At 42.8% G+C, this 24366-nt stretch carries 27 protein-coding genes; 7 read left to right on the top strand and 20 right to left on the bottom strand.

The features are described 5' to 3' along the window. Nucleotides 1-41 precede the first annotated feature (41 nt). From ACSVDE_RS04865 to cyoE, 5 genes are all read right to left on the bottom strand, one after another. Entirely contained in the window at nt 42-374 is a 333-nt protein-coding gene (locus tag ACSVDE_RS04865) for a cytochrome C oxidase subunit IV family protein (protein ID WP_439299833.1), read from the bottom strand. A gap of 3 nt (nt 375-377) precedes the next feature. After that, nucleotides 378-998 carry a cytochrome (ubi)quinol oxidase subunit III gene (locus ACSVDE_RS04860; protein WP_439299832.1) on the bottom strand — a complete coding sequence of 207 codons (621 nt, stop codon included), beginning with the start codon at nt 996-998 and terminating at the stop codon, nt 378-380. Then, the gene (ctaD, locus tag ACSVDE_RS04855) at nt 998-2857 is read right to left on the bottom strand and encodes a cytochrome c oxidase subunit I (protein WP_439299831.1); all 1860 of its coding nucleotides are present in this window, start codon (nt 2855-2857) and stop codon (nt 998-1000) included. Before ctaD ends, ACSVDE_RS04860 begins: the two co-directional genes overlap by 1 nt. A gap of 36 nt (nt 2858-2893) precedes the next feature. Further along, entirely contained in the window at nt 2894-3943 is a 1050-nt protein-coding gene (coxB, locus tag ACSVDE_RS04850; protein ID WP_439299830.1) for a cytochrome c oxidase subunit II, read from the bottom strand. A gap of 88 nt (nt 3944-4031) precedes the next feature. Next, nucleotides 4032-4970 (bottom strand): heme o synthase, encoded by a 939-nt coding sequence (gene cyoE / locus ACSVDE_RS04845; RefSeq protein WP_439299829.1) that lies wholly within the window; start codon nt 4968-4970, stop codon nt 4032-4034. Nucleotides 4971-5305: 335 nt separating this feature from the next. Here cyoE and ACSVDE_RS04840 point away from each other — a divergent pair, with 335 nt between their 5' ends. Then, nucleotides 5306-6193 (top strand): COX15/CtaA family protein, encoded by an 888-nt coding sequence (locus tag ACSVDE_RS04840; RefSeq protein WP_439299828.1) that lies wholly within the window; start codon nt 5306-5308, stop codon nt 6191-6193. A gap of 193 nt (nt 6194-6386) precedes the next feature. Here ACSVDE_RS04840 and pyc read toward each other — a convergent pair whose 3' ends face one another. The 5 genes from pyc to glsA form a co-directional block, all read right to left on the bottom strand. Then, a complete protein-coding gene (gene pyc, locus ACSVDE_RS04835) occupies nt 6387-9824 on the bottom strand; it encodes a pyruvate carboxylase (RefSeq protein WP_439299827.1) in 3438 nt (1145 codons plus the stop codon). 15 nt (nt 9825-9839) lie between these two features. Beyond that, nucleotides 9840-11039: a putative lipid II flippase FtsW gene (gene ftsW, locus ACSVDE_RS04830; protein WP_439299826.1), complete on the bottom strand. Its 1200-nt coding sequence runs from the start codon at nt 11037-11039 to the stop codon at nt 9840-9842. 101 nt (nt 11040-11140) lie between these two features. Continuing rightward, entirely contained in the window at nt 11141-11614 is a 474-nt protein-coding gene (locus ACSVDE_RS04825; protein ID WP_439299825.1) for a site-2 protease family protein, read from the bottom strand. A 197-nt stretch (nt 11615-11811) separates the two neighbouring features. After that, nucleotides 11812-12078, bottom strand: coding sequence for a YlaN family protein (locus ACSVDE_RS04820; RefSeq protein ID WP_439301930.1), 267 nt, complete (start codon nt 12076-12078; stop codon nt 11812-11814). Between the two features lie 100 nt (nt 12079-12178). Further along, the gene (gene glsA / locus ACSVDE_RS04815; RefSeq protein WP_439299824.1) at nt 12179-13108 is read right to left on the bottom strand and encodes a glutaminase A; all 930 of its coding nucleotides are present in this window, start codon (nt 13106-13108) and stop codon (nt 12179-12181) included. Between the two features lie 141 nt (nt 13109-13249). Between glsA and ACSVDE_RS04810 the strand changes: the two genes are divergently transcribed. Continuing rightward, the gene (locus ACSVDE_RS04810) at nt 13250-13744 is read left to right on the top strand and encodes a peptidyl-prolyl cis-trans isomerase (RefSeq protein WP_439299823.1); all 495 of its coding nucleotides are present in this window, start codon (nt 13250-13252) and stop codon (nt 13742-13744) included. 138 nt (nt 13745-13882) lie between these two features. Then, nucleotides 13883-14506, top strand: a complete 624-nt coding sequence (locus ACSVDE_RS04805) for a YhcN/YlaJ family sporulation lipoprotein (RefSeq protein ID WP_439299822.1) — start codon at nt 13883-13885, stop codon at nt 14504-14506. A 41-nt stretch (nt 14507-14547) separates the two neighbouring features. Here ACSVDE_RS04805 and ACSVDE_RS04800 read toward each other — a convergent pair whose 3' ends face one another. Further along, entirely contained in the window at nt 14548-15009 is a 462-nt protein-coding gene (locus tag ACSVDE_RS04800) for a pyridoxamine 5'-phosphate oxidase family protein (protein WP_439299821.1), read from the bottom strand. A gap of 159 nt (nt 15010-15168) precedes the next feature. Between ACSVDE_RS04800 and ACSVDE_RS04795 the strand changes: the two genes are divergently transcribed. Continuing rightward, complete coding sequence (locus ACSVDE_RS04795; RefSeq protein ID WP_226551330.1) at nt 15169-15369, top strand: YlaI family protein; 201 nt, start codon at nt 15169-15171, stop codon at nt 15367-15369. A gap of 1 nt (nt 15370) precedes the next feature. Here ACSVDE_RS04795 and ACSVDE_RS04790 read toward each other — a convergent pair whose 3' ends face one another. The 3 genes from ACSVDE_RS04790 to typA are packed head-to-tail and all read right to left on the bottom strand — an operon-like array spanning nt 15371 to nt 17883. Beyond that, nucleotides 15371-15640 (bottom strand): hypothetical protein, encoded by a 270-nt coding sequence (locus ACSVDE_RS04790; protein WP_439299820.1) that lies wholly within the window; start codon nt 15638-15640, stop codon nt 15371-15373. 57 nt (nt 15641-15697) lie between these two features. Beyond that, nucleotides 15698-16012, bottom strand: coding sequence for a YlaH-like family protein (locus ACSVDE_RS04785; protein ID WP_439299819.1), 315 nt, complete (start codon nt 16010-16012; stop codon nt 15698-15700). Between the two features lie 23 nt (nt 16013-16035). Further along, nucleotides 16036-17883: a translational GTPase TypA gene (typA, locus tag ACSVDE_RS04780; RefSeq protein ID WP_439299818.1), complete on the bottom strand. Its 1848-nt coding sequence runs from the start codon at nt 17881-17883 to the stop codon at nt 16036-16038. Between the two features lie 141 nt (nt 17884-18024). On the opposite strand from typA, the gene ACSVDE_RS04775 reads away from it, so the two are divergent. Then, on the top strand, nt 18025-18213 hold the full coding sequence (locus ACSVDE_RS04775) for a DUF5325 family protein (protein WP_226551335.1): 189 nt from the start codon (nt 18025-18027) through the stop codon (nt 18211-18213). A 56-nt stretch (nt 18214-18269) separates the two neighbouring features. Here ACSVDE_RS04775 and ACSVDE_RS04770 read toward each other — a convergent pair whose 3' ends face one another. The 3 genes from ACSVDE_RS04770 to ACSVDE_RS04760 all read right to left on the bottom strand — a co-directional run bounded on the left by ACSVDE_RS04770 (nt 18270) and on the right by ACSVDE_RS04760 (nt 19819). Next, nucleotides 18270-18749 carry a GNAT family N-acetyltransferase gene (locus ACSVDE_RS04770; RefSeq protein WP_439299817.1) on the bottom strand — a complete coding sequence of 160 codons (480 nt, stop codon included), beginning with the start codon at nt 18747-18749 and terminating at the stop codon, nt 18270-18272. Beyond that, on the bottom strand, nt 18746-19549 hold the full coding sequence (locus tag ACSVDE_RS04765; RefSeq protein WP_439299816.1) for an inositol monophosphatase family protein: 804 nt from the start codon (nt 19547-19549) through the stop codon (nt 18746-18748). The genes ACSVDE_RS04770 and ACSVDE_RS04765 overlap by 4 nt, the downstream gene beginning before the upstream one ends. Nucleotides 19550-19630: 81 nt before the next feature. Next, nucleotides 19631-19819 (bottom strand): hypothetical protein, encoded by a 189-nt coding sequence (locus ACSVDE_RS04760; RefSeq protein ID WP_226551340.1) that lies wholly within the window; start codon nt 19817-19819, stop codon nt 19631-19633. Between the two features lie 245 nt (nt 19820-20064). On the opposite strand from ACSVDE_RS04760, the gene ACSVDE_RS04755 reads away from it, so the two are divergent. Further along, the gene (locus ACSVDE_RS04755) at nt 20065-20706 is read left to right on the top strand and encodes a YktB family protein (protein ID WP_439299815.1); all 642 of its coding nucleotides are present in this window, start codon (nt 20065-20067) and stop codon (nt 20704-20706) included. Nucleotides 20707-21005: 299 nt separating this feature from the next. On the opposite strand, the gene ACSVDE_RS04750 is transcribed toward ACSVDE_RS04755, so the two are convergent. Beyond that, nucleotides 21006-21965, bottom strand: coding sequence for an NAD(P)H-dependent flavin oxidoreductase (locus tag ACSVDE_RS04750; RefSeq protein WP_439299814.1), 960 nt, complete (start codon nt 21963-21965; stop codon nt 21006-21008). Between the two features lie 170 nt (nt 21966-22135). On the opposite strand from ACSVDE_RS04750, the gene ACSVDE_RS04745 reads away from it, so the two are divergent. After that, the gene (locus ACSVDE_RS04745; protein WP_439299813.1) at nt 22136-23611 is read left to right on the top strand and encodes an aminotransferase class I/II-fold pyridoxal phosphate-dependent enzyme; all 1476 of its coding nucleotides are present in this window, start codon (nt 22136-22138) and stop codon (nt 23609-23611) included. Between the two features lie 88 nt (nt 23612-23699). On the opposite strand, the gene ACSVDE_RS04740 is transcribed toward ACSVDE_RS04745, so the two are convergent. Then, on the bottom strand, nt 23700-23828 hold the full coding sequence (locus ACSVDE_RS04740) for a GapA-binding peptide SR1P (protein ID WP_439299812.1): 129 nt from the start codon (nt 23826-23828) through the stop codon (nt 23700-23702). 189 nt (nt 23829-24017) lie between these two features. After that, complete coding sequence (locus tag ACSVDE_RS04735) at nt 24018-24317, bottom strand: DUF3055 domain-containing protein (RefSeq protein WP_226551345.1); 300 nt, start codon at nt 24315-24317, stop codon at nt 24018-24020. Between the last annotated feature and the right edge of the window lie 49 nt (nt 24318-24366).

The raw sequence follows: 24366 nt of genomic DNA, 5'->3' as shown, positions 1-24366 counted from the left end.
AAGGTTGACCCTGAATTCAGGATCAACCTTCTTGTGCCAAACTACCAGATAAGTCCCATCAATGTACCGACAGTGATGACAGCGATCAAAAGACCACTTGCAATTCCCCACATTGGGAATTCATGTCCTTTATGTCCTAGATGCATCCAAACGTAAAGTTGGAAAAACACTTGAACAGCTGCTAGTACCAGGATGAATAGAATGGCAACTTTGTTAGAGACAGCATCGCTCGCTATCGCTGCAAACGCTACGATCGTCAACAAGATCATCATAACGAAAGATACATTATGTTGACGACGTTCTTGCTTCAACTTGATTTTCTTCTGCAAGGACGTGTGGTGATGGACAGATTTTGTTTCTTCGTGACTAGCCATCAATTACCCCACCTTTCCCATTAGATATACGACTGTGAAGATGAATACCCATACAACGTCGACAAAGTGCCAGTATAAAGCGAAAAGGTAATACTTCGGCGAGTTGTAGAGCGTCAATCCTCGTCCGCGGTTACGTACAAGCAAGGCGGTGATCCAAAGGACTCCGAAAAGAACGTGTCCTCCGTGGAAACCGACAAGCGTATAGAACGCAGATCCGAAGGCACCTGAAGTAAAGGTGTGTCCTTCATGTACATAATGCACAAATTCATAAATCTCTAGGCCAAGGAACCCAACTCCAAGTAACAGTGTTACAAAGAACCAGCCTCTCATGGCCTTAACTCTATTTTCCTTCAAAGCCAGAACGGCATACACACTCGTCAAACTACTTGTAAGTAGAATCATTGTCGCGATGAAAACAATCGGTAATTGGAAGATTTCAGATGCTTCTGGACCTTTACCGAATGAGTTACGCAACCCTAAATAAGTTCCGAACAATGTCGCAAATAATACAGTTTCTCCACCTAAAAACAACCAGAATCCTAAAAACTTGTTTTTACCTTCGAGAGTTGCTTTTTCAGGGGATTCAGGGAAGTTTTGATCCGTTAAGCGTTGCCCTACGTCCATTATGCATCAACCCCCTTGTTCTCTTTCAGTAAATCTTCTTTATGGATATGATAACCATGATCGTCGATCCATGATCTTAAGAACATACATACAAGACCGATCCCAATACCGCCAATTACCGCAATCAATGCCGGTAAACCTAATGTATTGATGTAAATGAACCCTAGTCCCGCAATGAAGAATCCTAAGGACATGACAAACGGCAAGATTGAATTGTTCGGCATGTGGATGTCACCAATCGGTTCTGCTGGTGTCATTCCTTTGTTTCCTGCCATTTTCTCAATCCATAATGCATCCAATCCACGAACTAGTGGAGTTTGCAAGAAGTTATAGTGAGGAGTCGGGTTCGGCATCGCCCATTCAAGCGTACGGCCATCCCATGGATCTCCACTCACTTTCTCACCTTTAGCATGCGTAACGAAGATGTTGATGACGAATAGGATCGTCCCGATTGTCATTCCTATGGCACCTATCGTACTGATGAAGTTCAATGAACCAAGTTCGAACTCTTCTGGATAAGTGAAATAACGACGTGGCATACCCATCAACCCTAAGAAGTGCTGAGGGAAGAACGTCAAGTGGAATCCAATGAAGAATGTCCAGAAATTCCATTTTCCAAGCGTTTCATTCAACATCACACCGAACATTCTTGGATACCAGTAATAAAGTCCAGAGAATAGTCCGAGAATCAATCCACCAACGATAACGTAGTGGAAGTGAGCGACTACGAAATAGCTATCATGATATTGATAGTCTGCTGGAGCTGCAGCAAGCATGACCCCTGTCACTCCACCCATAACGAATGTCGGGATGAATCCTACTGAGAAAAGATTCGCTGTTGTAAAACGGTTTCTACCGCCCCACATCGTGAAGATCCAGTTGAAAATCTTAACCCCGGTAGGAATCGCGATCGCCATCGTCGCTACTGCGAAAATGGAGTTCGCTACTGGTCCCAATCCAACTGTGAACATGTGGTGGGCCCAAACCATGAATCCTAAGAAACCGATCAATACGGTAGCGAATACCATTGCGCTATAACCGAATAGACGTTTCTTAGCAAATGTTGCTACTACTTCTGAAATAATACCGAATGCCGGTAAGATCAGAATGTATACTTCCGGGTGACCGAAGATCCAGAAGATGTGCTCCCAGATGATCGCGTTACCACCCATATTGGCATCAAAGAAATTCGCTTCGAAAATACGGTCGAACATCAATAGGAAGAATCCGATTGTCAAAGCTGGGAAAGCAAATAGAATAAGTCCAGAAGTTACGAATGCTGTCCAAGTGAACAATGGCATACGCATGAACGTCATTCCAGGCGCTCTCATGTTAATGATCGTTACGAGGAAGTTGATTCCCCCCATTAACGTACCTGCACCAGAGATCTGCAATCCTAGTACATAAAAGTCGACTCCGTGACCGCTAGATTGCGTAGATAGCGGCGCATAAGCCGTCCATCCGGCATCCGGAGCGCCACCTAGGAACCAACTAAGGTTAAGTAATACTCCTCCGAAGAAGAATAACCAGAAACCTAATGAGTTAAGAAATGGAAAGGCTACGTCTCGAGCCCCTATCTGCAGTGGTACGACAGCATTCATAAATGCAAAGATGATCGGCATGGCTGCCAGGAAGATCATCGTTGTACCGTGCATCGTCAATACTTGGTTATAAAGGTCCCCTGTCAAGAATGTCATTTCTGGACCCATCAATTGAATACGGATCAATAAAGCCTCTAAACCCCCGACTAAGAAGAAGAACCCGCCGGAAATGAGGTATAGAATTCCAATTTTCTTATGGTCGACTGTCGTAAGCCAATCCCATAAAACGCTTTTATTCGCTGCATATGCGTTACTCACGATTGTACCTCCTTTTTAAAGCGATTGAAACTACGCTTACTCAGCGGTTTTAAGTTCCAATAGGTAATCAGCTAGTGCATCTAACTGTTGTTCATTGAAATTGAAGTCCGGCATGTTGTTACCAGGCTTGATGTCTTGTGGATCGTTAATCCACTTTTTGATGTTATCTTTGTTATGTTCAAGGATCCCAGCAACTTTTTCGTTGTCAGCAAATCCAGTCAATGCTGGTCCTACATTACCACCTTTATCGCCAACTGCATGGCATGAAAGACAGTTGTTTTCAAAAATCTTTTGGCCTTCAGCGACTTGAGATGGTGCATCATCATACTTCGTGTTTTTCATGCTTTCCATCCAAGCATCGAACTCTTCTTTTTCAAGAACTTTAACTTTGAAATACATCAAAGCATGTGAGTCTCCGCAAAGCTCAGCACATGCACCTTGGAAGGTACCTGTCTTTTCTGGGTGAAGCCACATTGTGTTCTCAAGCTTATCTCCAGGGTTGGTATCCATCTTACCGGAGATCGTCGGAATCCAGAAAGAGTGGATAACGTCTGCGGAAGAAAGGTTCACATTCACTCGCTCGTCAACTGGAAGGTAAAGCTCTTGAGAAGTGATAACACCTTGATCTGGGTATTCAAACTCCCACCAATACTGGTGTGCTGTAACATTGATCGTCATAGGTCCTTCCTTATCACCGGAAGCATCCTTCGATTCTTCAGCACTCTTCTCACTAACAGCCAAATCGAAAGTCGTCATGACTGTCGGTACAGCAAGTACCAGTAGCAATACAATCGGAATAGCAGTCCAAAGAACCTCTAGAAGATGGTTCCCTTCGACTTGCTCAGGAATTGTATCGTCACCTTTACGTTCTCTGAATTTCACCAATACATATCCAAATAGAATAAATACGATTACAAGCACGACAACCATGATGGCAAGACTTAGGATCATAAGATCAAAAAGAGCACTTGCCCCTTTACCTTGTGGTTGTAATGCAGATAACTGAGGGTTTCCACAACCCATTAAGCCAAGCATCAGAATTCCGAACAATGGAATAATGCGCCCGATTCGTAGCCATCGTTTCATTACTAAATCATACCCCGCTTTCTCTGTTGTACTAAAGAACGAATTTTACAAATTAAAAATATGTAATCGCCAGAGGGCGTGTCCACCCTTAGCGATTGACGATAATCATAACCACGAACATGATGGTCAAATAGTTCAAGGAATAGACGAACATCATTCTAGCCCACTTGATATCATCCTTCATGAAGAATCCTGAGATACCAAGAGCTAACCATCCAAGTCCGAGAACCGCGGCAACGATCACGTAGACGATGCCGAAGTGATACAGGTATAAACTTACCGGAAGCAACGCTGCTACATAAACTACCATCTGCCGCTTCGTCATTTTAAAACCTGATACAACAGGAAGCATAGGAATTCCGGCTTTGCGGTACTCTTCACATCTTTTCATTGCTAATGCCAAGAAGTGAGGAGGCTGCCATAAAAACATAATCAAGAACAAATGCCATGCTGTCATATGCAGGTTCGGATCAACTGCTGCCCAACCAATCAGTGGCGGGATTGCGCCAGAAATTCCACCAACAACCGTATTAATGGAGTGCGTACGCTTCAACCACATCGTGTAAACGATAACATACACAAAGAGTCCTATCACACCAAGGAGTGCAGCCATCAAGGAGGCGAACATCAATAGCAATGTTCCGATTGCTGACAAAATGATCCCAACCCACAATACCTGATTGGCATCAATCTTGCCTGTTACGGTCGGACGTTCATGCGTTCTTTCCATCAAATGATCGATATCACGATCGATATAGTTGTTCAGACTACATCCCCCAGCAATCACAAGTGCTGAACCTAGTAGGGTCAACAATGCTGTCGGAATGTTTGCGATCAAACTGGACTCAGTGACTTTCAATGCGATCCAGAAACCAGCGAATGTCGTAATGAGGTTCGACATGACGATCCCCATTTTTGCGAGTGTCAGGAAATCTTTCCAAGTACCAGTCGGATTAGCTTCTGATAAAGGTCCTGGCTCCATCACTCGGCTTGATGCTTCATAAGTTGTCGTATTCGTTTTGCTCATGCTTCCACCTCCTTTAAAAAGCTCTATTTCCATATCTTACATCAATCATAAGCGTAAGGAAAACACCTATTCTAATTTATCAGTAAATAGGCTCCGTGAAAACAAGTTTTCGTAAATTGTCTATGGTTGTTCACATTTATAATGATTTGCTTCCAAGACATATGTTACGATATTCACGATTGAAATGTCCTTTAACATTATAAACGAATTCAATAGTTTTGTATACTTACATAAGACTCCATTCGACATTAGAACTTAGTTTCTCTTATACGATATAATCTATGCTTCTATAATATAAATCTAATGGTGTACTACTTTGTGAGAAGGTGTCGACGATGAATCGAATTTTGAAAATATATGGAATCTTGACCAGCTTCGGTATGCTCATGGTCCTCCTTATGGGAGCCATCGTAACGACGACAGGATCCGGAGAAGGTTGTGGCAACTCATGGCCATTGTGCTATGGAGAAGTACTCCCTACCCAACCTGAATTAGAGACCATCATTGAATACAGCCATAGAATTGTGTCGGCTGCTCTTGGATTGATGGTCATAGTTCTAGCAGTCTGGTCATGGTTAACAAATCGAAAATCAAAAGAAGTGAAAGTATTAGCCATCCTATCGGTCTTCTTTATCGTATTCCAAGGACTGTTAGGAGCAGCAGCTGTCGTATGGGGGCAATCTTCTTTCGTGCTCGCCCTTCATTTCGGCTTCTCACTGATCTCATTTGCAAGTGTCGTCCTATTGACGGTCGTCATCTTCCAGGGCGAGAAAGGGAGAGTCGTACTGAAGATCGATCGCGGCTTCAGGTGGAATGCTTACTTTCTTTTCATCTATTTATATACACTGGTTTATACCGGTGCACTGGTCAGACATACGAAAGCGAGCCTAGCATGTTCCGGATGGCCTCTATGTAACGGACAAATATTACCACCTACGAATGAATTGGAACTGATCCATTATAGTCATCGGTTCATGGCTGGACTATTCTTCGTATGGGTATTACTCAGTTTCATCCAAATTCGCATGTATTACAGAGACGTCCCTACACTCTATCGTTCATTCTTGATCCTTCTGATCTTAGTTTCCATGCAAGTCACGACAGGAGCACTGATCATCTTTACGAAATTGAATCTATTTATAGGATTAGCACACGGCTTATTCGTTTCTCTACTCTTTGCGACATTAAGTTATTTGATCATGGTACTCCTCCGAAAGTCTTGATTATCGGTAAAATGAAAAGAAACACGCGTCGTAGGACGCGTGTTTTTTCATGTCTTTCGGAATCCGATCCTCTAGCGGGTACTCAGATTTTGGGTTTGGTTTTTTCAGTACCTGCTAGAGCTTCCAGCAGGAACTCATATCTCTTTCTCACAAAAAAAACCATCTGGCCCGCGGCCAGATGGTTCATTTTAGATTAGCTCAACTCTATAAGTAGGTCTCCTGGTTGGAGAGTGTCTCCATTTTTCACATGGAGGTCTTGAATTTCTGCATCAAACGGAGCTTGGATCGTCGTTTCCATCTTCATGGCTTCAGTGATCATCAAGTGATCACCTTTTTTGACAGACTCCCCTTTTTCCACAAGAACCTTGATGACTGTACCAGGCATAGATGCACCGATATGTTTTTCATTGGACTTATCAGCCTTCGGTTTTGTCACGACATTCGTTTTCACATTTTCGTCTCGGACGACAACTTCACGAGGTTGACCGTTCAATTCGAAGTATACGGTTCTCGTTCCATCAATTTGTGGTTCTCCAATGGAAACCAACTTCACAATCAATGTTTTTCCTTGCTCGATTTCGATCTCAATCTCTTCGCCTAAGCGCATTCCGTAGAAGAAAGTTGGCGTATCGAGCACGCTCACATTTCCGAACTGCTCTTCCATTTTCTCACGGTCCATGTATACCTTAGGATAAAGGGCATAGGAAATGAGGTCGTGACTCGTAACTTGACGATTGAGTTTATGATAGAGAACTTCTTTCAGCTCTTGGAAATCGACCGGCTCTAGCATTTCACCAGGTCGCACCGCTAGCGGCTCTCTTCCTTTCAAAATGACCTGTTGTAATTCTCTTGGGAAGCCTTGATGTGGTTGGCCTAAATACCCTTGGAACATTTCCACAACAGAGTCAGGGAAGTCGAGTGATTCACCTTTTTCAAAGATATCATCCTCAGTCAGTTCATTTTGAACCATATAGAGCGCCATGTCTCCAACTACCTTGGAAGATGGTGTTACTTTAACGATATCACCGAATAGGTCATTGACTCGGCGGTACATTCGTTTCACTTCATCCCAACGATGGCCGAGTCCGACTGCTTTCGCCTGTTGTTGCAGGTTACTATATTGGCCACCTGGCATTTCATGTTCATACACTTCTGTATGTGGTGCATTCATACCACTTTCGAAGCCCTGGTAATACTTACGCACATCTTCCCAATAATGCGAGAGTTCTTCTAGGTTATGGATGGAAACCTTCGGCTGTCTTCCGCTACCTTCCAATGCATAGTACAAGGAATTTGCACTCGGTTGAGAAGTCAGCCCAGACATTGCACTGATCGCCACATCGACGATATCGACTCCCGCTTCGACTGCTTTCGCATATGTCATGATTCCGTTACCACTCGTATCATGCGTATGAAGATGGATCGGAATATTGATTTCTTGTTTCAATGCAGAAATCAGTTCGTAAGCTGCTTGAGGCTTCAAGAGCCCAGCCATATCCTTGATTCCTAAAATATGAGCGCCAGCCTGTTCCAACTCTTTCGCCATTGAAACATAATAGTTCAAGTCATATTTCGGTCGGTTCGGATCCAAAATGTCTCCTGTGTAACAGATTGCTGCTTCTGCTACTTTTCCAGTTTCGCGGACAGCTTCGATCGCCACTTTCATGCCATCGATCCAGTTGAGACTGTCGAAGATCCTGAATACATCAATACCTGCATCTGCAGATTTTTCAACGAACTCCTTGATTACATTGTCCGGATAGTTTTTATATCCAACCGCATTCGATGCTCTCAACAGCATTTGGAAAAGGACGTTCGGTGATTTCTTCCGCATTTGAATCAATCGTTCCCATGGATCCTCATTCAAGAACCGGTATGCAACATCGAATGTCGCTCCACCCCACATCTCTAACGAGAACAATTCCGGTACATGTCTTACAGTTGGTTCTGCAATCTGAAGCAAGTCATTCGTACGAACACGGGTTGCTAACAAGGATTGATGAGCGTCCCGGAAAGTCGTGTCCGTCAACAGGACTTCCTCTCTCGATTTAATCCAGTTCGTCAGTCCTTCTACACCTTCACGATCTAAGATCTGCTTGGTACCTTCCTTGATCGGATCTGTATAGTTCACATATGGAATTCTAGGTTTATTGAATGCAGGTTTCTTTTGAACGCCTAACCCTGGGAAACCGTTGACCGTGACATTCGCAATATACGAAAGCATTTTCGTACCCCGGTCTTTCCGTTTAGGGAAAACAAACAATTCTGGAGTAGTGTCGATGAACGCTGTATTGTATTCACCTGATACGAACTGTTCATGCTTGATGACATTCTCCAAGAAGGCGATGTTCGTTTTGATTCCACGGATACGGAATTCTCTTAAGTTCCGGACCATCTTGGATGCAGCTTGTTCGAAAGTCAGAGCCCATGTGGAGAGTTTTACAAGCAACGAATCGTAATGCGGCGTGATGATCGCTCCCTGGAACCCGTTCCCTGCATCAAGTCGTACTCCGAAACCTCCACCGGTACGATAGGCCATGATTTTCCCTGTATCAGGCATGAAGTTGTTGGCAGGGTCTTCAGTTGTAACACGTGCCTGGATTGCCACTCCGTGACAAGCAATTTTGTCCTGGGTCGGGATGGACAACGGGCTGTCATACAGCTTGTATCCTTGTGCAATCATAATTTGGGATTGGACGATATCAATCCCTGTTACCATTTCAGTTATCGTATGTTCAACTTGCACACGAGGGTTCACTTCGATGAAATAGAAAGAACCATCTTGCGCGACAAGAAATTCAACTGTTCCAGCATTCACGTATTGTACATTGTTCATCAATTTGACTGCAGCAGCACAAATCTCTTCACGTTTTTCGTCTGTTAGGGAAACACTTGGAGCAACTTCGACGACTTTTTGATGACGACGTTGGACAGAACAGTCTCTATCATACAAATGCACAATATTACCGTGTTCGTCTGCGACAATTTGAACCTCGATATGTTTTGGGTTCTCTACGAATTTTTCTACATAGATTTCATCTTTACCAAATGCTGCTTTGGCTTCTGATTTTGCGCGGTCGTATGCATCTTCAAGTGATGCCATATTGCGGACGATCCGCATTCCACGTCCTCCGCCTCCGAGCGTAGCTTTGATGATGATCGGGAATCCGTTTTCTTTCGCAAAGCTTCTCACTTCTTCAACTGTCTCAACTGGTCCATCACTTCCAGGAATGACTGGAATGTCAGCTTTTATCGCTTCAGCACGTGCACGGACTTTATCTCCGAACATGAGCAGGTGTTCAGTTTCAGGACCTATGAATTTGATGCCTTCCTCGCCACATCTTTTGGCGAAATGGAGGTTTTCAGATAAGAATCCGTAACCAGGATGGATCGCATCCACTTCATAACGCTTCGCAACTTCAATAATCCCTTCGATATCCAGGTATGCATCAATCGGTTTCTTGCCTTCACCGATCAGGTAAGCTTCGTCTGCTTTGTATCGATGGAAAGACCCGGAGTCTTCCTTGGAATAGACTGCAACTGTACGAATATTCAATTCCGTACATGCCCGGAAAATCCGGATCGCGATTTCTCCACGGTTGGCAACTAGAATTTTGTTGATCTTTTGCATATAAGTGATTCCTCCTTATTGAGATACACGTTGTTGTGATACGACTCTCAGCTTCGTCCGTTGTTGTGATGATGGGATCGAATGATTGGCTGGAGGTGATTGCTCTTTACGGTATTTTACGAACATGGATATATTGACTAGAATTCCTACACTCATCATCAAGAGGATCAGTGACGAGCCTCCGTAGCTGATAAAAGGTAGTGTAACACCAGTGACAGGAAGTATGCCAGAAGCAGCTCCCAGATTGACGATCGTTTGAATTCCGATCATACCGGAAATCCCGATCGACAGAAGACTTCCGAATGCGTCTTTACAATGCAATCCTGTGTACATCCCTTTGAAGACGATATACATCAACATGAGAATGATCACAAATACACCGGCAAAACCAAGTTCTTCAGCGACAATCGTAATGATGAAGTCTGTATGCGGTTCAGGCAAGAAGCCATACTTTTGTATGCTTTGACCTAAGCCTTTACCGAACATCCCACCTGTTCCGAGTGCCAAATAACCATTGATCAATTGAAATCCCGAATCTGTCGGATCTTCAAATGGACGATATGCTGCGGAAAAACGGGACAATTGTTCGCTACTTAAGAAAAACTTGAAAGCGATGAACCCGAGAAAAAAGAGTACCGAGCTCATGATCGTAAGATGCTTCCATTTCATCCCTGAACAGAATAGGATGACTCCTGCCGTCATCGCCACAATCATCATACTTCCCAAATCGGGTTGGATGAAGATGAGGAAACAAACGAGAGACAAGACGATTAATGGAGGTGCTACACCTGTCTTGAAATCGGATATGTAACTCTGTTTTTTTGAGAAAACAGACGCCAAATACAATATGATCCCCAATTTCGCATACTCTGCCGGTTGGATACTGAAGCCCCCGACGGAAAACCAGGATCTTGCATTGTTGACTTCATTACCGAAAAAGTAGACTGCGACCAATGACAGTAGCATCGTGACCGTAATGGGCACAATCAATTTTTGATACATTTTATACGGCAGGATCATGAACACGGAAAATACGATGATACCAAGAAACACCCATATCAAATGCTTGTTGAAGAAGTGATCACTGCTTCTTCCATACTTCGTCACCGCTTCGATCATGCTTGCACTATAGACCATCACAAGACCGATGGCACATAAAGCAAGTACGATCGCAATCATCGTATAATCATAGTTTTTAAACATTTTTTTTAGCATGTTTGCCAACCCCACATAAATCTTTATTAAGAAACTATTCGAGTCAAAAAACCGATTTCCTTCCACATACCACTAAATCATTTATTCGAGCTCTCAGGAATTCAATGTGCTGTTTTTCTCTTGATGACTTTCCATAAGCTTTCAAATACGATCCATCCATCTGATTTTTTCCCCTTGATTTGAAAAGGAATCAAGTTGCCGATGGCTATCCAGATATTGATGAATGCAAACAACGAAACAAGGGCTTCAGATAGATCCCCTTGCAGCGTATTCAATATCAAATAAGCATAAAGTGCTAATACAAGGTTGACCAGTGGACCATTCAACGAAATGAGCAATCGCTGGAAATCACCTGTCTGATCTGAACCTCGCGAAATCGTATAGGCACCTAAAAAAAAGAATAGACCGACTTCTATATGTAAAGAAGGTCGATGGATTTTCATAATGACAGGTCCCAATCCCATGCGAATCTCGGACGCTTTAATCCCTGTCATACGAGCAGTTATGTAGTGACCCATTTCATGTAAAAAGGTCGAAATCGGGAATAAGATCAAGATGACGATAATCGGGATCATCTACGCACCTCCTTCGGTGGTCTCTTCAACATCGTACCATACGAATATCGGTCATAAAGTTAAAATTACTTGTCAATTTCGGAGAAAAGGGCGATATGACCTCATAAAAAAACTCAAGCTGGAATCCACAGCTTGAGTTTTATTTATCCATCAATGTTCAACTGGAGCATAGTCCAGGGTTCACTGATATCAAAGTCTTATTTAGACCAGGCATCGTGTAAAGCTGTAAGCTGACGTTCAAGCGATTCTAATAATGCTTTCCCTTGTTCAGCTTCAATCAATTCTAAACGCACTGCAAAATCTATCTCTCTGGAAAGTCCGAACATTTGAGTATCGAGTACTTCCTCATAGAGAGGGCATTGCGGCATCGTTAAGTTTTCCATCTGAACTTCAATCAACTTTAGGATTTTTTCTGCATCAGCCTGCAATAGGGCAAATGCTTTTTCACGATGACCGGTAACCATCTCAGTCGACAAATCGAATCCCTCCGTTCCAAGTGCCTCTCTCTATTACTAATAGTATCGTTTCATACCCGAAAATGCAACATAAATCAGACGTCTCACATTAAAATATACTTAAATCATAGCGTTGAGATAACATTTCCAAAAGCTTCACTCCTCCGATGCTATTTCCTTTATCATTCAGCGCCGGACCATACACGCCGACACCCATCGATGGAGGTACCAAACCTAAAATCGCACCTGACACACCACTTTTTGATGGAATCCCCACTTGAATCGCAAATTCACCTGAAGCGTTATACATCCCGCAAGTAACCATGAACGTCTTGACGATCGTTGCAATCCTAGCCGGTAATATCCTTCTGTTACTTTGAGGATCGAGCCCTTTATTTGCCAAAACGGCTCCGATTCTCGCGAGGTCGTAGCATGTTACTTGTATCGCACACTGTTTCGTGTATAGATCGATGAGTTCGTCTACATCCCCTTCTACAACACCATGCTGTTTCATGAAATAGCAAAGAGATCGATTCAAATTCGCTGTTTCATATTCAGATTGTGCGACCTCATGATCGATATCAATGTCAGAGTTGTTGGTCATGTCGTGAATGATTGAAAGGAGCCTCCCTAACTTCTGATGAACAGAATTTCCTGCGATCATATCCGTCACCACAAGCGCTCCTGCATTGATCATAGGATTAAGAGGCTTTGCAGGTACTTGTGTCTCCAGTTTCGCAATCGAGTTGAAAGGGTCACCAGTCGGTTCCATTCCAACTCTGCTGAAAACCTCCTCTTCCCCTCTATCCATGATTGCAAGTGCAAGGGTAAGGACTTTCGAAACACTTTGCAGAGTGAACTTCTTTTCTACATCCCCAGCCTTTACGCAACGACCATCTGTGTAATATAGTGCCATGGAAAGGTCATTCTGATCCGCTCTTTCCAGCGCTGGTATATAACTTGCTACTTTCCCTTGTCCCGTATAGTTTCGAGCACGTTCCACTAGTTCCAATAATTCTTCATCCGTTTCACAATACATTGTTGTCTCGCCACCTCCACATGTCACAATCTAGTTATCGGTCTTTTTGCATGGTAACACTTATTAGTACTATACCCTAATGTGACAAAATGAAGATGGAACGATATACTTAGTACGAATTTTTTATTAGGAGTGAGATACATGGAATCCATCGTATTCATAAAAGGTAATGTCAACTTTCCGATCACACTTGATCCGGGTGTATGGATATTCGATGATCGAAAGGTTGATTTGAACACATATTTTGATGAAAAACCATTGGAAGCGGAAGATCATTATGCAAAAGAAGTTGCAGAGCATTGGGACCGAGAACGAAGAGATGGGGCAAGAGGACCCGTCAATACGAATCAAAACAAAATCCAATATGATAAACAGGAACTATTCTCAAAATCCTACGGAATTCCTTTTGTAAGCTTTCTCGACAACTCAGAGCCGAAAGAGGATGCGTCGGAAGTTGAACTTTGCACCTCTGAGAACGAGACAAGAACACTGCCACTCGAAGAAGCAAGAGCTGGAATTCTCGGGTTTTCACTGGACGGCAAACCGCTGAAAGACGGCCCGGTCCACTTCTACTTCGGTGATGGATCCAACCGTGAAAATCCGATTCGTCACATCGTACAAATCAATGTTAAATAGGACGTACAAAGGAGCTGATCCAATGCATTTGGAGAGGCTTCTTTTTTCATCCTCTTTTACTGTATGTCCGTTTGTATAAAGATAGAAGATTAAACGAAGAATAACGGTAACTTGATATACACGAAAGGATGTTCAGCCTTGCGTAATATTCCTCGTTTATTGATACTATCTTCATTCCTGATACTCATTTCTTGCCAGAACAACCAGCAAGATGAAAGTATAGCGAACGATACCAAGCCGATCGAAGTTCGACAGAGTGTAGAATATAACAAAGAAGAACGTAAAAGTTCCAGACAGATTTCCAAGCGGCTCGTCGAGCTTTCGATGAAAGTTCCTGATGTAAAAGATGCAACAGCTGTGGTCGTAGGTAAATACGCAATCGTAGGGATCGATGTGGACGATAACTTGGATCGTTCAAGAGTAGGATCGATCAAATACAGTGTTGCTGAGGCTTTGCAACATGATCCGTACGGTGCGAATGCAGCCATTACTGCAGATCCGGATATCTTCACACGTTTACAAGAGATGGGCAAGCAAATTGCTGAAGGTAAACCGATTGGCGGCATCATGGAAGAGTTGGCAGCGATCACTGGAAGGTTGATTCCTGAAGTCCCAGGACAATTGAACAAAAAAGAACCGGATCCTATCCGGAAGAATGATAAAAACCTGCCACAAAACAAAGAAAATGAATTGCAGAATCAACAAGAAAAGCAAGGAAAGAGCAAACCAAGCGACCCTGATCGCGTCAAAGAGCAACAATAATAAAAGAAGGTGACCGAAATGGTCACCTTCTTCTTTGTATGTTATTTCGCTTTTTCTTTAAGTGCGTTCATGACCTGCTTATCCAACTTTGCAGCTGCCTGAGCATCATATGTTTTTTCATATTGAGGGGGTTGCGCGATTTTCGCACCATAAAACATCGCATCTCGAATTTCATATATTTTCACTTTGATCATCGCAAGTTTGATTGGTACTGAATCCATATGTTCTTCAATCACTTCGGCAGTCCCGTTGATGACAGACGTCGTTTCATCCCCTATGAAGGTGATCGATACATTTTCATTTTCGTAAACATTGCGTACCGCTTTGGAACGGTTATCGACCGCAAACAAAATCGTTTCCATGTCAGGTGCATATACCCAAGAGATCGCATTCACATATGGGGTATGTGCCACAGGGTCGACAGTATTCACAATCACATAGCATTCTTTCTGCAATAACTGGAATTGCGTTTCATTCAATGAAGATACACTTTTCGTCGCCATACCGAACAGCTCCTTTCACGTATCAGGTGTGCAGTTGATTTCAAAGTATCACTTCCGTATACCTTTACCTTCGACAGAAATCTTATTATCCCTGCTGCTGCATGATTTATACACACCGGGATATTCGTGGTATACTTGTCCTAGAAAGAGGTGGATATCATGCGTGTCAAATGTGTCCTATGTGATAAAATCGAAAAACTAAAAGACGAAAGCCCATTGGCTAAGAAACTGCGGAACAGACCGATACACACCTATATGTGTCAATCATGTCATCATCGGATAAAAGAAAGAACAGAAGAACGAAAAGCATCGGGAAATTTCATCATCTATAACGATTCATCCAAGGAAGAAACCTGGTAAGTCAGTTATACTTCGGTTCAGACTCTATTGAATCGTATAGAGCATCAATCAACTCGATAGGGAATTGCTTCTGATGAGAAGTCCCTTCAATGGAGTAATGGATGATATACATCGGCGGTTTCGTCTCTACTCTTAAATCTTCAACGAGATGATCTTCTGTCAACATTTCCTCGAAGAAATCCAATGTGTCTTTTGCAGCTTGATCGTCTTGCCTTTCATCAGCAACCCTTTTGATGCTCAACCAATTGTATAACGTATCTTGAAGGTTCATAAGATGCTCCCCTTTCCAAAGATAGTAAAACAGCTCAGTCGCAACTGAGCTGTTTTTTTATTCGCTTTGTTCCTTTTTGTGCTGGTTCAGACGCACTTTATAAATGATCAATATCGCCGCTGCCACCATCAAGCCTTCCGTTACAGGCAGGAAGACAGCGAAGAAGGTTAGAAACGTACAGCCTAATGCAAGGAAAACGTAAACGACTACAGCTTTCAGTACCGGAAGTTTCCTTGAAAATCCTAACTTGAAAACCACAATCGAAAGCAATAAGACTGTCAGATACAAGAACCACATCCCGAGCTCCGGGTTCTGGTCCACTTGATATAATCTTGCAAAGAATTGAAGACGTTCATTGACATCGACACTCATTCATACCGTCTCCTTTTCTCTTTTTAAGAATTCTGTTCAGCAAGCTTGCGTTTCTTCTCCAAACGCTCACGTTCATTCTTATCAAGAATCTTTTTACGTAGACGGATGGATTCTGGTGTCACTTCACAGTATTCATCATCGTTCAAGTACTCAAGCGCTTCTTCAAGGGTCATCACACGTGCTTTCTTCATTGAAACCGTGTTGTCTTTCCCTGCTGAACGCATGTTGGTCAATTGTTTCACCTTCGTAAGGTTGACTGTGATGTCATTCTCACGGTTGTGTTCTCCAACAATCATTCCTTCGTAAATGTCCGTACCCGGTTCTACGAAAATGGTTCCTCGATCCTCGACATTCAGGATGCCATATTGAGAAGCTTTCCCAGATTCCATGGATACGAGAACACCTTCTCTACGTCCACCGATTTTTCCTTGGATGACCGGCTGATAGCTATCGAAAGAGTGATTCAAGATTCCGTATCCTCTAGTGAGTGTCAAGAATTCAGTCGTATATCCAATCAATCCACGCGCTGGAACCAAGAATTCCAGTCGTACTTGACCGTTACCATGGTTCAACATGTTGACCATCTCACCTTTACGAGCACCTAGTGACTCCATGATCGCTCCAGTATGCTCTTCAGGTACGTCGATTTGTACTCGTTCTACAGGTTCACACTTTTGACCGTCGATTTCACGGATGATGACGACTGGCTTTGAAACCTGCAGCTCGTATCCTTCACGTCTCATGTTCTCAATCAGGATGGACAAGTGCAATTCTCCACGTCCTGAAACTGTCCATACATCTGGAGAATCCGTGTTTTCAACTCGCAGGCTGACATCCGTCTCCAATTGTTGATTCAATCTTTCTTCAATTTTACGGCTTGTCAGATACTTCCCTTCACGGCCTGCGAAAGGACTGTTATTGACAAGGAATGTCATTTGGATCGTCGGCTCATCGATACGCAAGATCGGTAATGCTTCTTGATGATCTTCTGGACAAACCGTTTCTCCTACGTTGATTTCTTCCATTCCGGAAATCGCAATCAGGTCACCAGACTTCGCTTCATTGATTTCAATTCGCTTCAATCCGAGGAAACCGAATAGCTTAGTGACACGGAATTTCTTGACTGATCCATCTATCTTCATCAATGCAACACTTTGACCGACTTTAATCGTCCCACGGAAGACACGACCAATTCCGATACGGCCAAGGTAATCATTGTAATCCAACAATGCCACCTGGAATTGTAATGGATCATTACTCGTATCAGCCGGTGCAGGGATATTATCTAAGATGGATTCGAAAATCGCACTCATATCATTTTCTTGTTTTTCTGGTTCTGGATCTTTACTTGCTGTCCCATTCAAGGCAGAAGCATAAACAACAGGGAATTCAAGTTGATCGTCGTCTGCACCGAGTTCGATGAACAGATCGAGCACTTCATCCACTACTTCTGTAGGGCGAGCGAACGGTCGGTCGATTTTATTGACGACAACAACCGGTGTCAACTTTTGCTCCAATGCCTTCTTCAGAACAAAGCGCGTTTGTGGCATACAACCTTCATAAGCATCCACAAGCAAGAGAACACCATCAACCATTTTCATGATCCGTTCAACTTCTCCACCGAAGTCTGCGTGTCCAGGTGTATCCATGATGTTGATTCGCTTGTCTTGATAGTTGATCGCTGTATTTTTCGCAAGAATCGTAATTCCGCGTTCCTTTTCTAAATCGTTCGAATCCATAGCACGTTCGCTGACTTGTTCATTCTCTCGGAATGTACCTGATTGGTGCAATAATTTATCGACCAATGTGGTTTTACCGTGGTCAACGTGGGCAATGATGGCTATGTTTCGAATTTCTTCTCGAAGATTCACTTCAAATCTCTCCTTAACGTGGGGAAATCCCCCTACTTATTCGTGTAAAACAAGTTCATATTCAACTTTTCTATTATAGCATAAAATGAAATCTTTTTCTTTCTTTGTATTTTCGATACACTAGAGAGAGGAGGTAAAGCAATGAACAAACAATCCTTAATATTCATCTTAATCTCTGTAGCGGTCACATTTTGCATCGCTTTGATCGGTGTTGCAATCGGTGAACAAAGCGGTTTATTAGCATTCATCGGATTTGCAGGTGCTTTCTTGTTGATGGGTGTAGGTTTCACATTGAAAAAGAAATTCAGAGAACAAGAAAAAAATTCTTGAGTAAAAAAACAGGGAACAATCTGTTCAATCAAACCCACAGATCATTCCCTGTCCTACTACTCTTCAATCGGTTTAGCCATCTTCAAATATTTCCTTCCGTTCTCCAAAACATCCAGACCTATTTGTTCAAATCCGCTTTTCCCGAGAAATTGAATCCAACCGATCCTGTCAAAAGGGCATCCCGCAAAGACGATCGGATAGCCGGATCGCGCCACCTGTCGGAGAATCTCTTCCAAGACTTTTATGCCATAACCTAGTCTTCTCAGCTCAGGTGCAATCATGACCATGCCGATCCATGGTTTAGTATTGGATGGAGCGTGAAGAATATGATGACTGAAGCCAATCAGACCGTCTTTATTGAACCAGACCAACCATTCACCATTATAGCGATCGTAAAGTGACATCCATACTTTGAGCCTCGCTGGACTCATTTCAATCGCCAACAATCCTTCTTCCTTGAGCCATTCTTCTGATTGTTCAAACCACTTCGATAGGACAGAGTGATCTTTTTCCTGTAGTCTTCTCGCTTGAATCATTTTTTATCATGTAAAAGATGTTCATCCAAAATGTATTGGTGCAAATTCTGTGTTCCTGCAAATATGGAATTCTTGCCAAGCATATCAAGCTCTTCCCCATCCAAGTTTGTAATCGTGCCGCCGACTTCTTCAATCAGAATCTTTCCGGCTGCAAAGTCCCAAGGTGATAACCGCATTGTAATATAAGCATCCAGACGACCCGCTGCAACGAAAGCCAGTTCAATGGCCGCCGAACCATAAGACCTCGTTCCTCGACATCGATCAACGATCGGGATCAGGATGGATGGGTCCATTCGTTTATTGCTCGTAATCCATGTCGCATTGATGGCGATGATCGACTTCTCAAGTTCTACATTTTGTAATTTTGGCAAGCGATGCTCATTCATATAGGCCCCATTCCCCTTGATGGCATGGAACATTTCATCATTGACGACATTATAGATCAGCCCGACTTTTCCTTCCCCTTCATGGTACACTGCAATTGAAATGGCGAAATTCGTTTGTTGATGGACAAAATTCATCGTTCCATCTATCGGGTCGATGATCCAAACGGTTCCTTCCATCGACTGTACATCATCTCCACTGCCTTCTTCCCCAAGGATCTGATGATCAGGATAATGTTTTCTGATTTTATCAATCAAGAAGGTTTCTACTTCTCTATCCATATTCGTCACTAAGTCATCCGCGTTCGACTTTGTCTCGATGGTCAATTGTTTCTTGAAGGATTCACGGATTACAGTCCCTGCCTCGTATGCCCAATCCATGGCATGATTACTAATATGATTCCAATCCGTTGCCACTTTGTCACTCCTCTATGTATTTTTTTATTCACAAAAAACGAACCCCATTAGTGTAGGTTCGTTCTATCCAATTTACAATTATTATGCCTCTAATTGTAACATTTCTTGTCTTAATCGTTCTAATTTTTTCTTTGACCTTTTGACCTGATCAGAATCTTTTGCGACGAGTGCATCGTGTAGAGTTGCCAATTCATAATCAATCTCTAACCGAAGAACTGGGATCCGGCGCTCCGCTTCTGTCTTTTTAAGCGTTTGAATCACTTGTTTCATGGTAACTCACACTCCTTTTCTTTTTTGAAAGCATTGGTTCATACTGATAGGGATCCAATCGGATGGGCGATTTGACTTACGACTCCAACTTGTATTATCATACTATTCTGAATATTTAAATAAATATTCCACATTCTTCAGGCTTCCCATATCCATATCACTTGATCGGAGCTATAATGTATCTGATTTTGATATGGATTATTCCTGTGGTAAACTCAATTTAATATTTCAACGAGGTGAATCACATGAGTTTCAATGGTTTCTCGAAAGACGATTTCAATGTATTTACAATCCAAGGATTAGAAGCAAGAATGGAAGGGATCCAAAACCATATCCGTCCTAAGTTAGAACAATTGGGTGAACATTTTGCTCCTACTCTTTCAGCAGCCACAGGTGAGGAAATGTACTATCATACTGCCAAACATGCACGGAGAACGGTCAATCCTCCTGATGATACATGGGTAGCTTTCGCGAATAGTAATCGAGGTTACAAGAAACTACCTCACTTCCAAATCGGTCTGTTCCAAAGCCATCTTTTCGTTTGGTTCGCGGTGATTTATGAGTCTCCCATCAAGCAGGAATTTGCTGATAAAATAGCAGATCACCAAAAGGAAATCTTAAAACAAATTCCGAATCATTACGTTTGGTCTACAGATCACACCAAACCAGATGCCATTCCACATACCGAAGTGGATGTGGACAAATTCAATGAAATGACTAAGCGACTGAAGGATGTCAAGAAAGCTGAATTACTTTGTGGTATTCATATTCCACATGACGATGAAATACTACAGGATGGAGAAGCTTTACTTTCAGAAATGGATCGCACTTTCCATACTCTGATGCCTTTATATGAATATGCCAGGGGCGTATATGTTTCTAGCTGATCCATTTAAAGTTAATGTATTATATTAACGGGTTGAATCGAACGTATAGGTATTTATCATTAGAAAACAAATAAATCTACAATTGGATGTTGTCCAGTAATCTTATGAAGAAGGCTGACTTTCAGATGGGGGTAAATTCCACCATTTGATGTCAGCCTCTTTTTCATGATAATTGGCATGAGGGAGGGTTTGGGTTGTCATTCTTGGATTTGATCTATAATTTCTGAATCTGATCTATAATGAAAAAAGCAGAGCCCCGTATGAGCTCTGCTTCCCCCAATTTTTCACCGGAAATTCATTCAGTTCCCCCATCTGTTCCTGATATCTTCGGCTTCAGTAAGGATTCGACTGAACAATTCCTCTACAGTCGGCACATCATTAATTCGGCCGATGATTTGGCCAGCCCAGCCGAACCCACGGTCGAGATTCCCTTCATTAGCAAAAGCTTGATTCGCTTTTCCAGATATGTAATCTTTGATTGCTTCATAGTTCGGTTCAACCTTTTCGATCTGCAAAATCTTTTCAGCCCATTCATTTCGGACGACTCGCCCAGGTGTACCTAATGATTTCTTGATGAGCATCGTATCTGTTTCATTTCCATTAATCAAGGCTTCTTTATAAACAGGATGTGCATGGGTACATTCCACAGTAGCGATGAACCTTGTTCCCATTTCAATGCCGTCTGCACCGAGAGCAAGAGCTGCCATCAAACCTCTTCCATCCCCTATACCTCCAGATGCTACAACTGGAATGGAGACACTGTCCACGACCTGAGGTGTGAGCACCATCGTACTGACATCTTCCTTTCCGATGTGCCCTCCACCTTCTTGTCCAACGACCATAACTGCATCTGCTCCAAGCTTTTCCGCTTTTACAGCTTGTCTTTTCGAAGCAACAAGTACGAGCTTTTTGACATCTATACCTTCAAGTTGTTCAAATACGGGCGTTGGGTTTCCACCGGTCATTGAAATGACTGGGACTGCTTCATCAATCGCTACCTGTAACATGTCTGAGAAAGGTCGACCATGTTGACCGATAGCGTAATTGACCCCGAATGGTCGATCCGTTTTTTGTTTCACATCCCTGATTTCTTTCCTCAACGCGTCTGGTGATGGGAGGGACATGGCTGTAATCTGACCTAATCCACCAGCGTTGGAGACTGCTGCGGCAAGCTCCGAATAGGCTAAATATGCCAAACCTCCTTGTATGATCGGATATTCGATGCCTAAAAGTGTCGTAAGTCGAGTTGTAAAGTTCATCCTCTCACTCCAGTCTTTTTTTATGTAGTTTCTTCCTATTCACCTGTACTGCCGCAAGAATGAAAAAAAAATTACTTGCAACCGGACGCAGATTTGATATACTTTGTCTTGTTTTATCATTCTATCATATGTTCGACGATTCATTATTTTATATAAATGAGGTGTACTGATTGTCACAAAACGAAACACCCCTCTTTACTGGTCTATTGAACCATGCAAAACGCGACCCGATACAATTCCATATTCCTGGTCATAAAAAAGGGAGAGGTATGGATCCAGAATTCAGGGATTTCATTGGCGAAAACGCCTTATCAATCGACTTGATCAACATTGGTCCATTAGATGATCTACATCACCCACACGGGATGATCAAGGAAGCTCAGCAACTTGCTGCAGAAGCTTTTGGAGCGGACCATACCTTCTTTTCAGTACAAGGTACGAGCGGTGCGATCATGACGATGATCCTTGCTGTTTGTAAACCTGGTGAAAAGGTACTCGTGCCACGAAATGTCCACAAGTCTGTCATGTCAGCAATCATTTTTTCAGGTGCTGTTCCTGTATTCATCCATCCAGACATCGACCCTACTCTCGGTATTTCACATGGTATAACGACTCAATCAGTGAAGAAAGCCCTTGAACAACATCCAGATGCGAAAGGGTTACTTGTCATCAATCCGACTTACTTCGGTATCAGTGCCGACTTGAAAGAAATCGTCCGACTCGCTCACTCATATGACATACCAGTACTTGTGGATGAAGCACACGGAGTTCATATCCATTTCCATGACCGGTTGCCCCTCTCTGCAATGCAAGCAGGTGCAGACATGGCCGCAACAAGCGTCCACAAACTTGGAGGGTCGTTGACACAAAGCTCAGTCCTGAATGTCCGAGGCAACCTCGTATCACCGGAGCGTGTCCAATCCATCCTAAGTATGATGACGACAACATCGACTTCCTATATCTTGCTTGCTTCACTTGATGTGGCAAGAAGAAGATTGGCTACTCAGGGGTATGAGTTAGCGGAACAGGCCATTCATCTCGCCGAGTCGGCTCGTAGAAAGATCAATGAAATTCCAAGCATCCATTGCGTCGGGCAGGAGATCCTTGGTACTCCTGCAACGTATGATTTCGATCCTACGAAACTGATCATTTCGGTGAAAGAATTGAATATCACTGGGTATGATGTAGAAGTATGGTTAAGGGAGAAGCATAATATCGAGGTGGAATTATCGGACCTCTATAATATCCTTTGTATCATTACGTCTGGAGACAGAGAAGAGGAAGTCCATAAGCTGATTGTAGCTTTGACTGAGCTATCTCACATGCATCAGGAATCGATCAAGGAAATCAAAGCGAAGATCCCTGTAAGTGTTCCAAGTATTCCTGTCTTGTCCCTCTCACCTCGTGATGCGTTCTATGCGGAGACGGAAAGCATACCTTTTGAAGAGGCGACTGGCAGGATCATCGCTGAATTTGTTATGGTCTATCCACCAGGTATTCCGATATTCATTCCTGGAGAGATCATCACCCAGGAGAATATCGACTATATTTTCGAAAATATTGAAGCTGGATTGCCAGTCCAAGGACCAGAGGATGAATCCTTGAAGATGATCCGGGTGATCAAGGAACATAAGCCGATTTTCTAAGTTAGATGTAAGGATTGAAATCTCAATCTATATAAAATGAAGAAGACCGCCTCAGGTTATGCTGAGGCGGTCTTCTTTTCTTCATATATTAGGCGGTCTTCTTGCCATTCTTTCTTTTCCGTTTACAGTCCGGACAGTTGGAGTATAAAGTAGTCACCTTATCCACTTCAAAATGTTCAATCGTCATATCACAAGTTTGGCAAATTACTGTTCCCATTGTCCATCCCTCTCCTTCGCTTCTTGAAAGCGCTTTTATTATGTCGTTACATTCATATTATGATGTCACATTTAAATTGTCAAGGATAAATTGTATGTCACATTAAAGAAAAGTATGTTTAATTAGAACAGAGTCGTTTTTCTATTAAAAAAGCCCGTACATTCCTGTGAATGCCGGGCTTGATGTCTCTTATTCATATTGTTCAGCAATTGGAGAGAACGGGAGCGATTCTTCAAAAAAAGATGACAACTCTTCTGCCTCTTTCCTCGACTGGATTTTAAAAGCTTTTTGAATACTTTCTGTGTTCTTCAGATCAGTCGCATCCATCAAAGTGGAGCGCCCGGTCTGCATGCACACGACGAGCGGTTTACCGAAGAACATGTTCGTGTAGACGATCCCGAAATCATATCGGACATGTTCGGTAGTGAACCCTACAAACCTGACTTTAACCGTTTCGTCTTCATCATAAAGTTTGTCAAAAAGATCCATACCACGCCCTCCTTCTGAATTTTTTGAATATTATAATTAATTATACTCC

This window comes from Pseudalkalibacillus sp. Hm43 (assembly GCF_051842935.1).
Classification (GTDB): domain Bacteria; phylum Bacillota; class Bacilli; order Bacillales; family Fictibacillaceae; genus Pseudalkalibacillus.
This window is presented reverse-complemented; position numbering and strand designations above follow the sequence as displayed.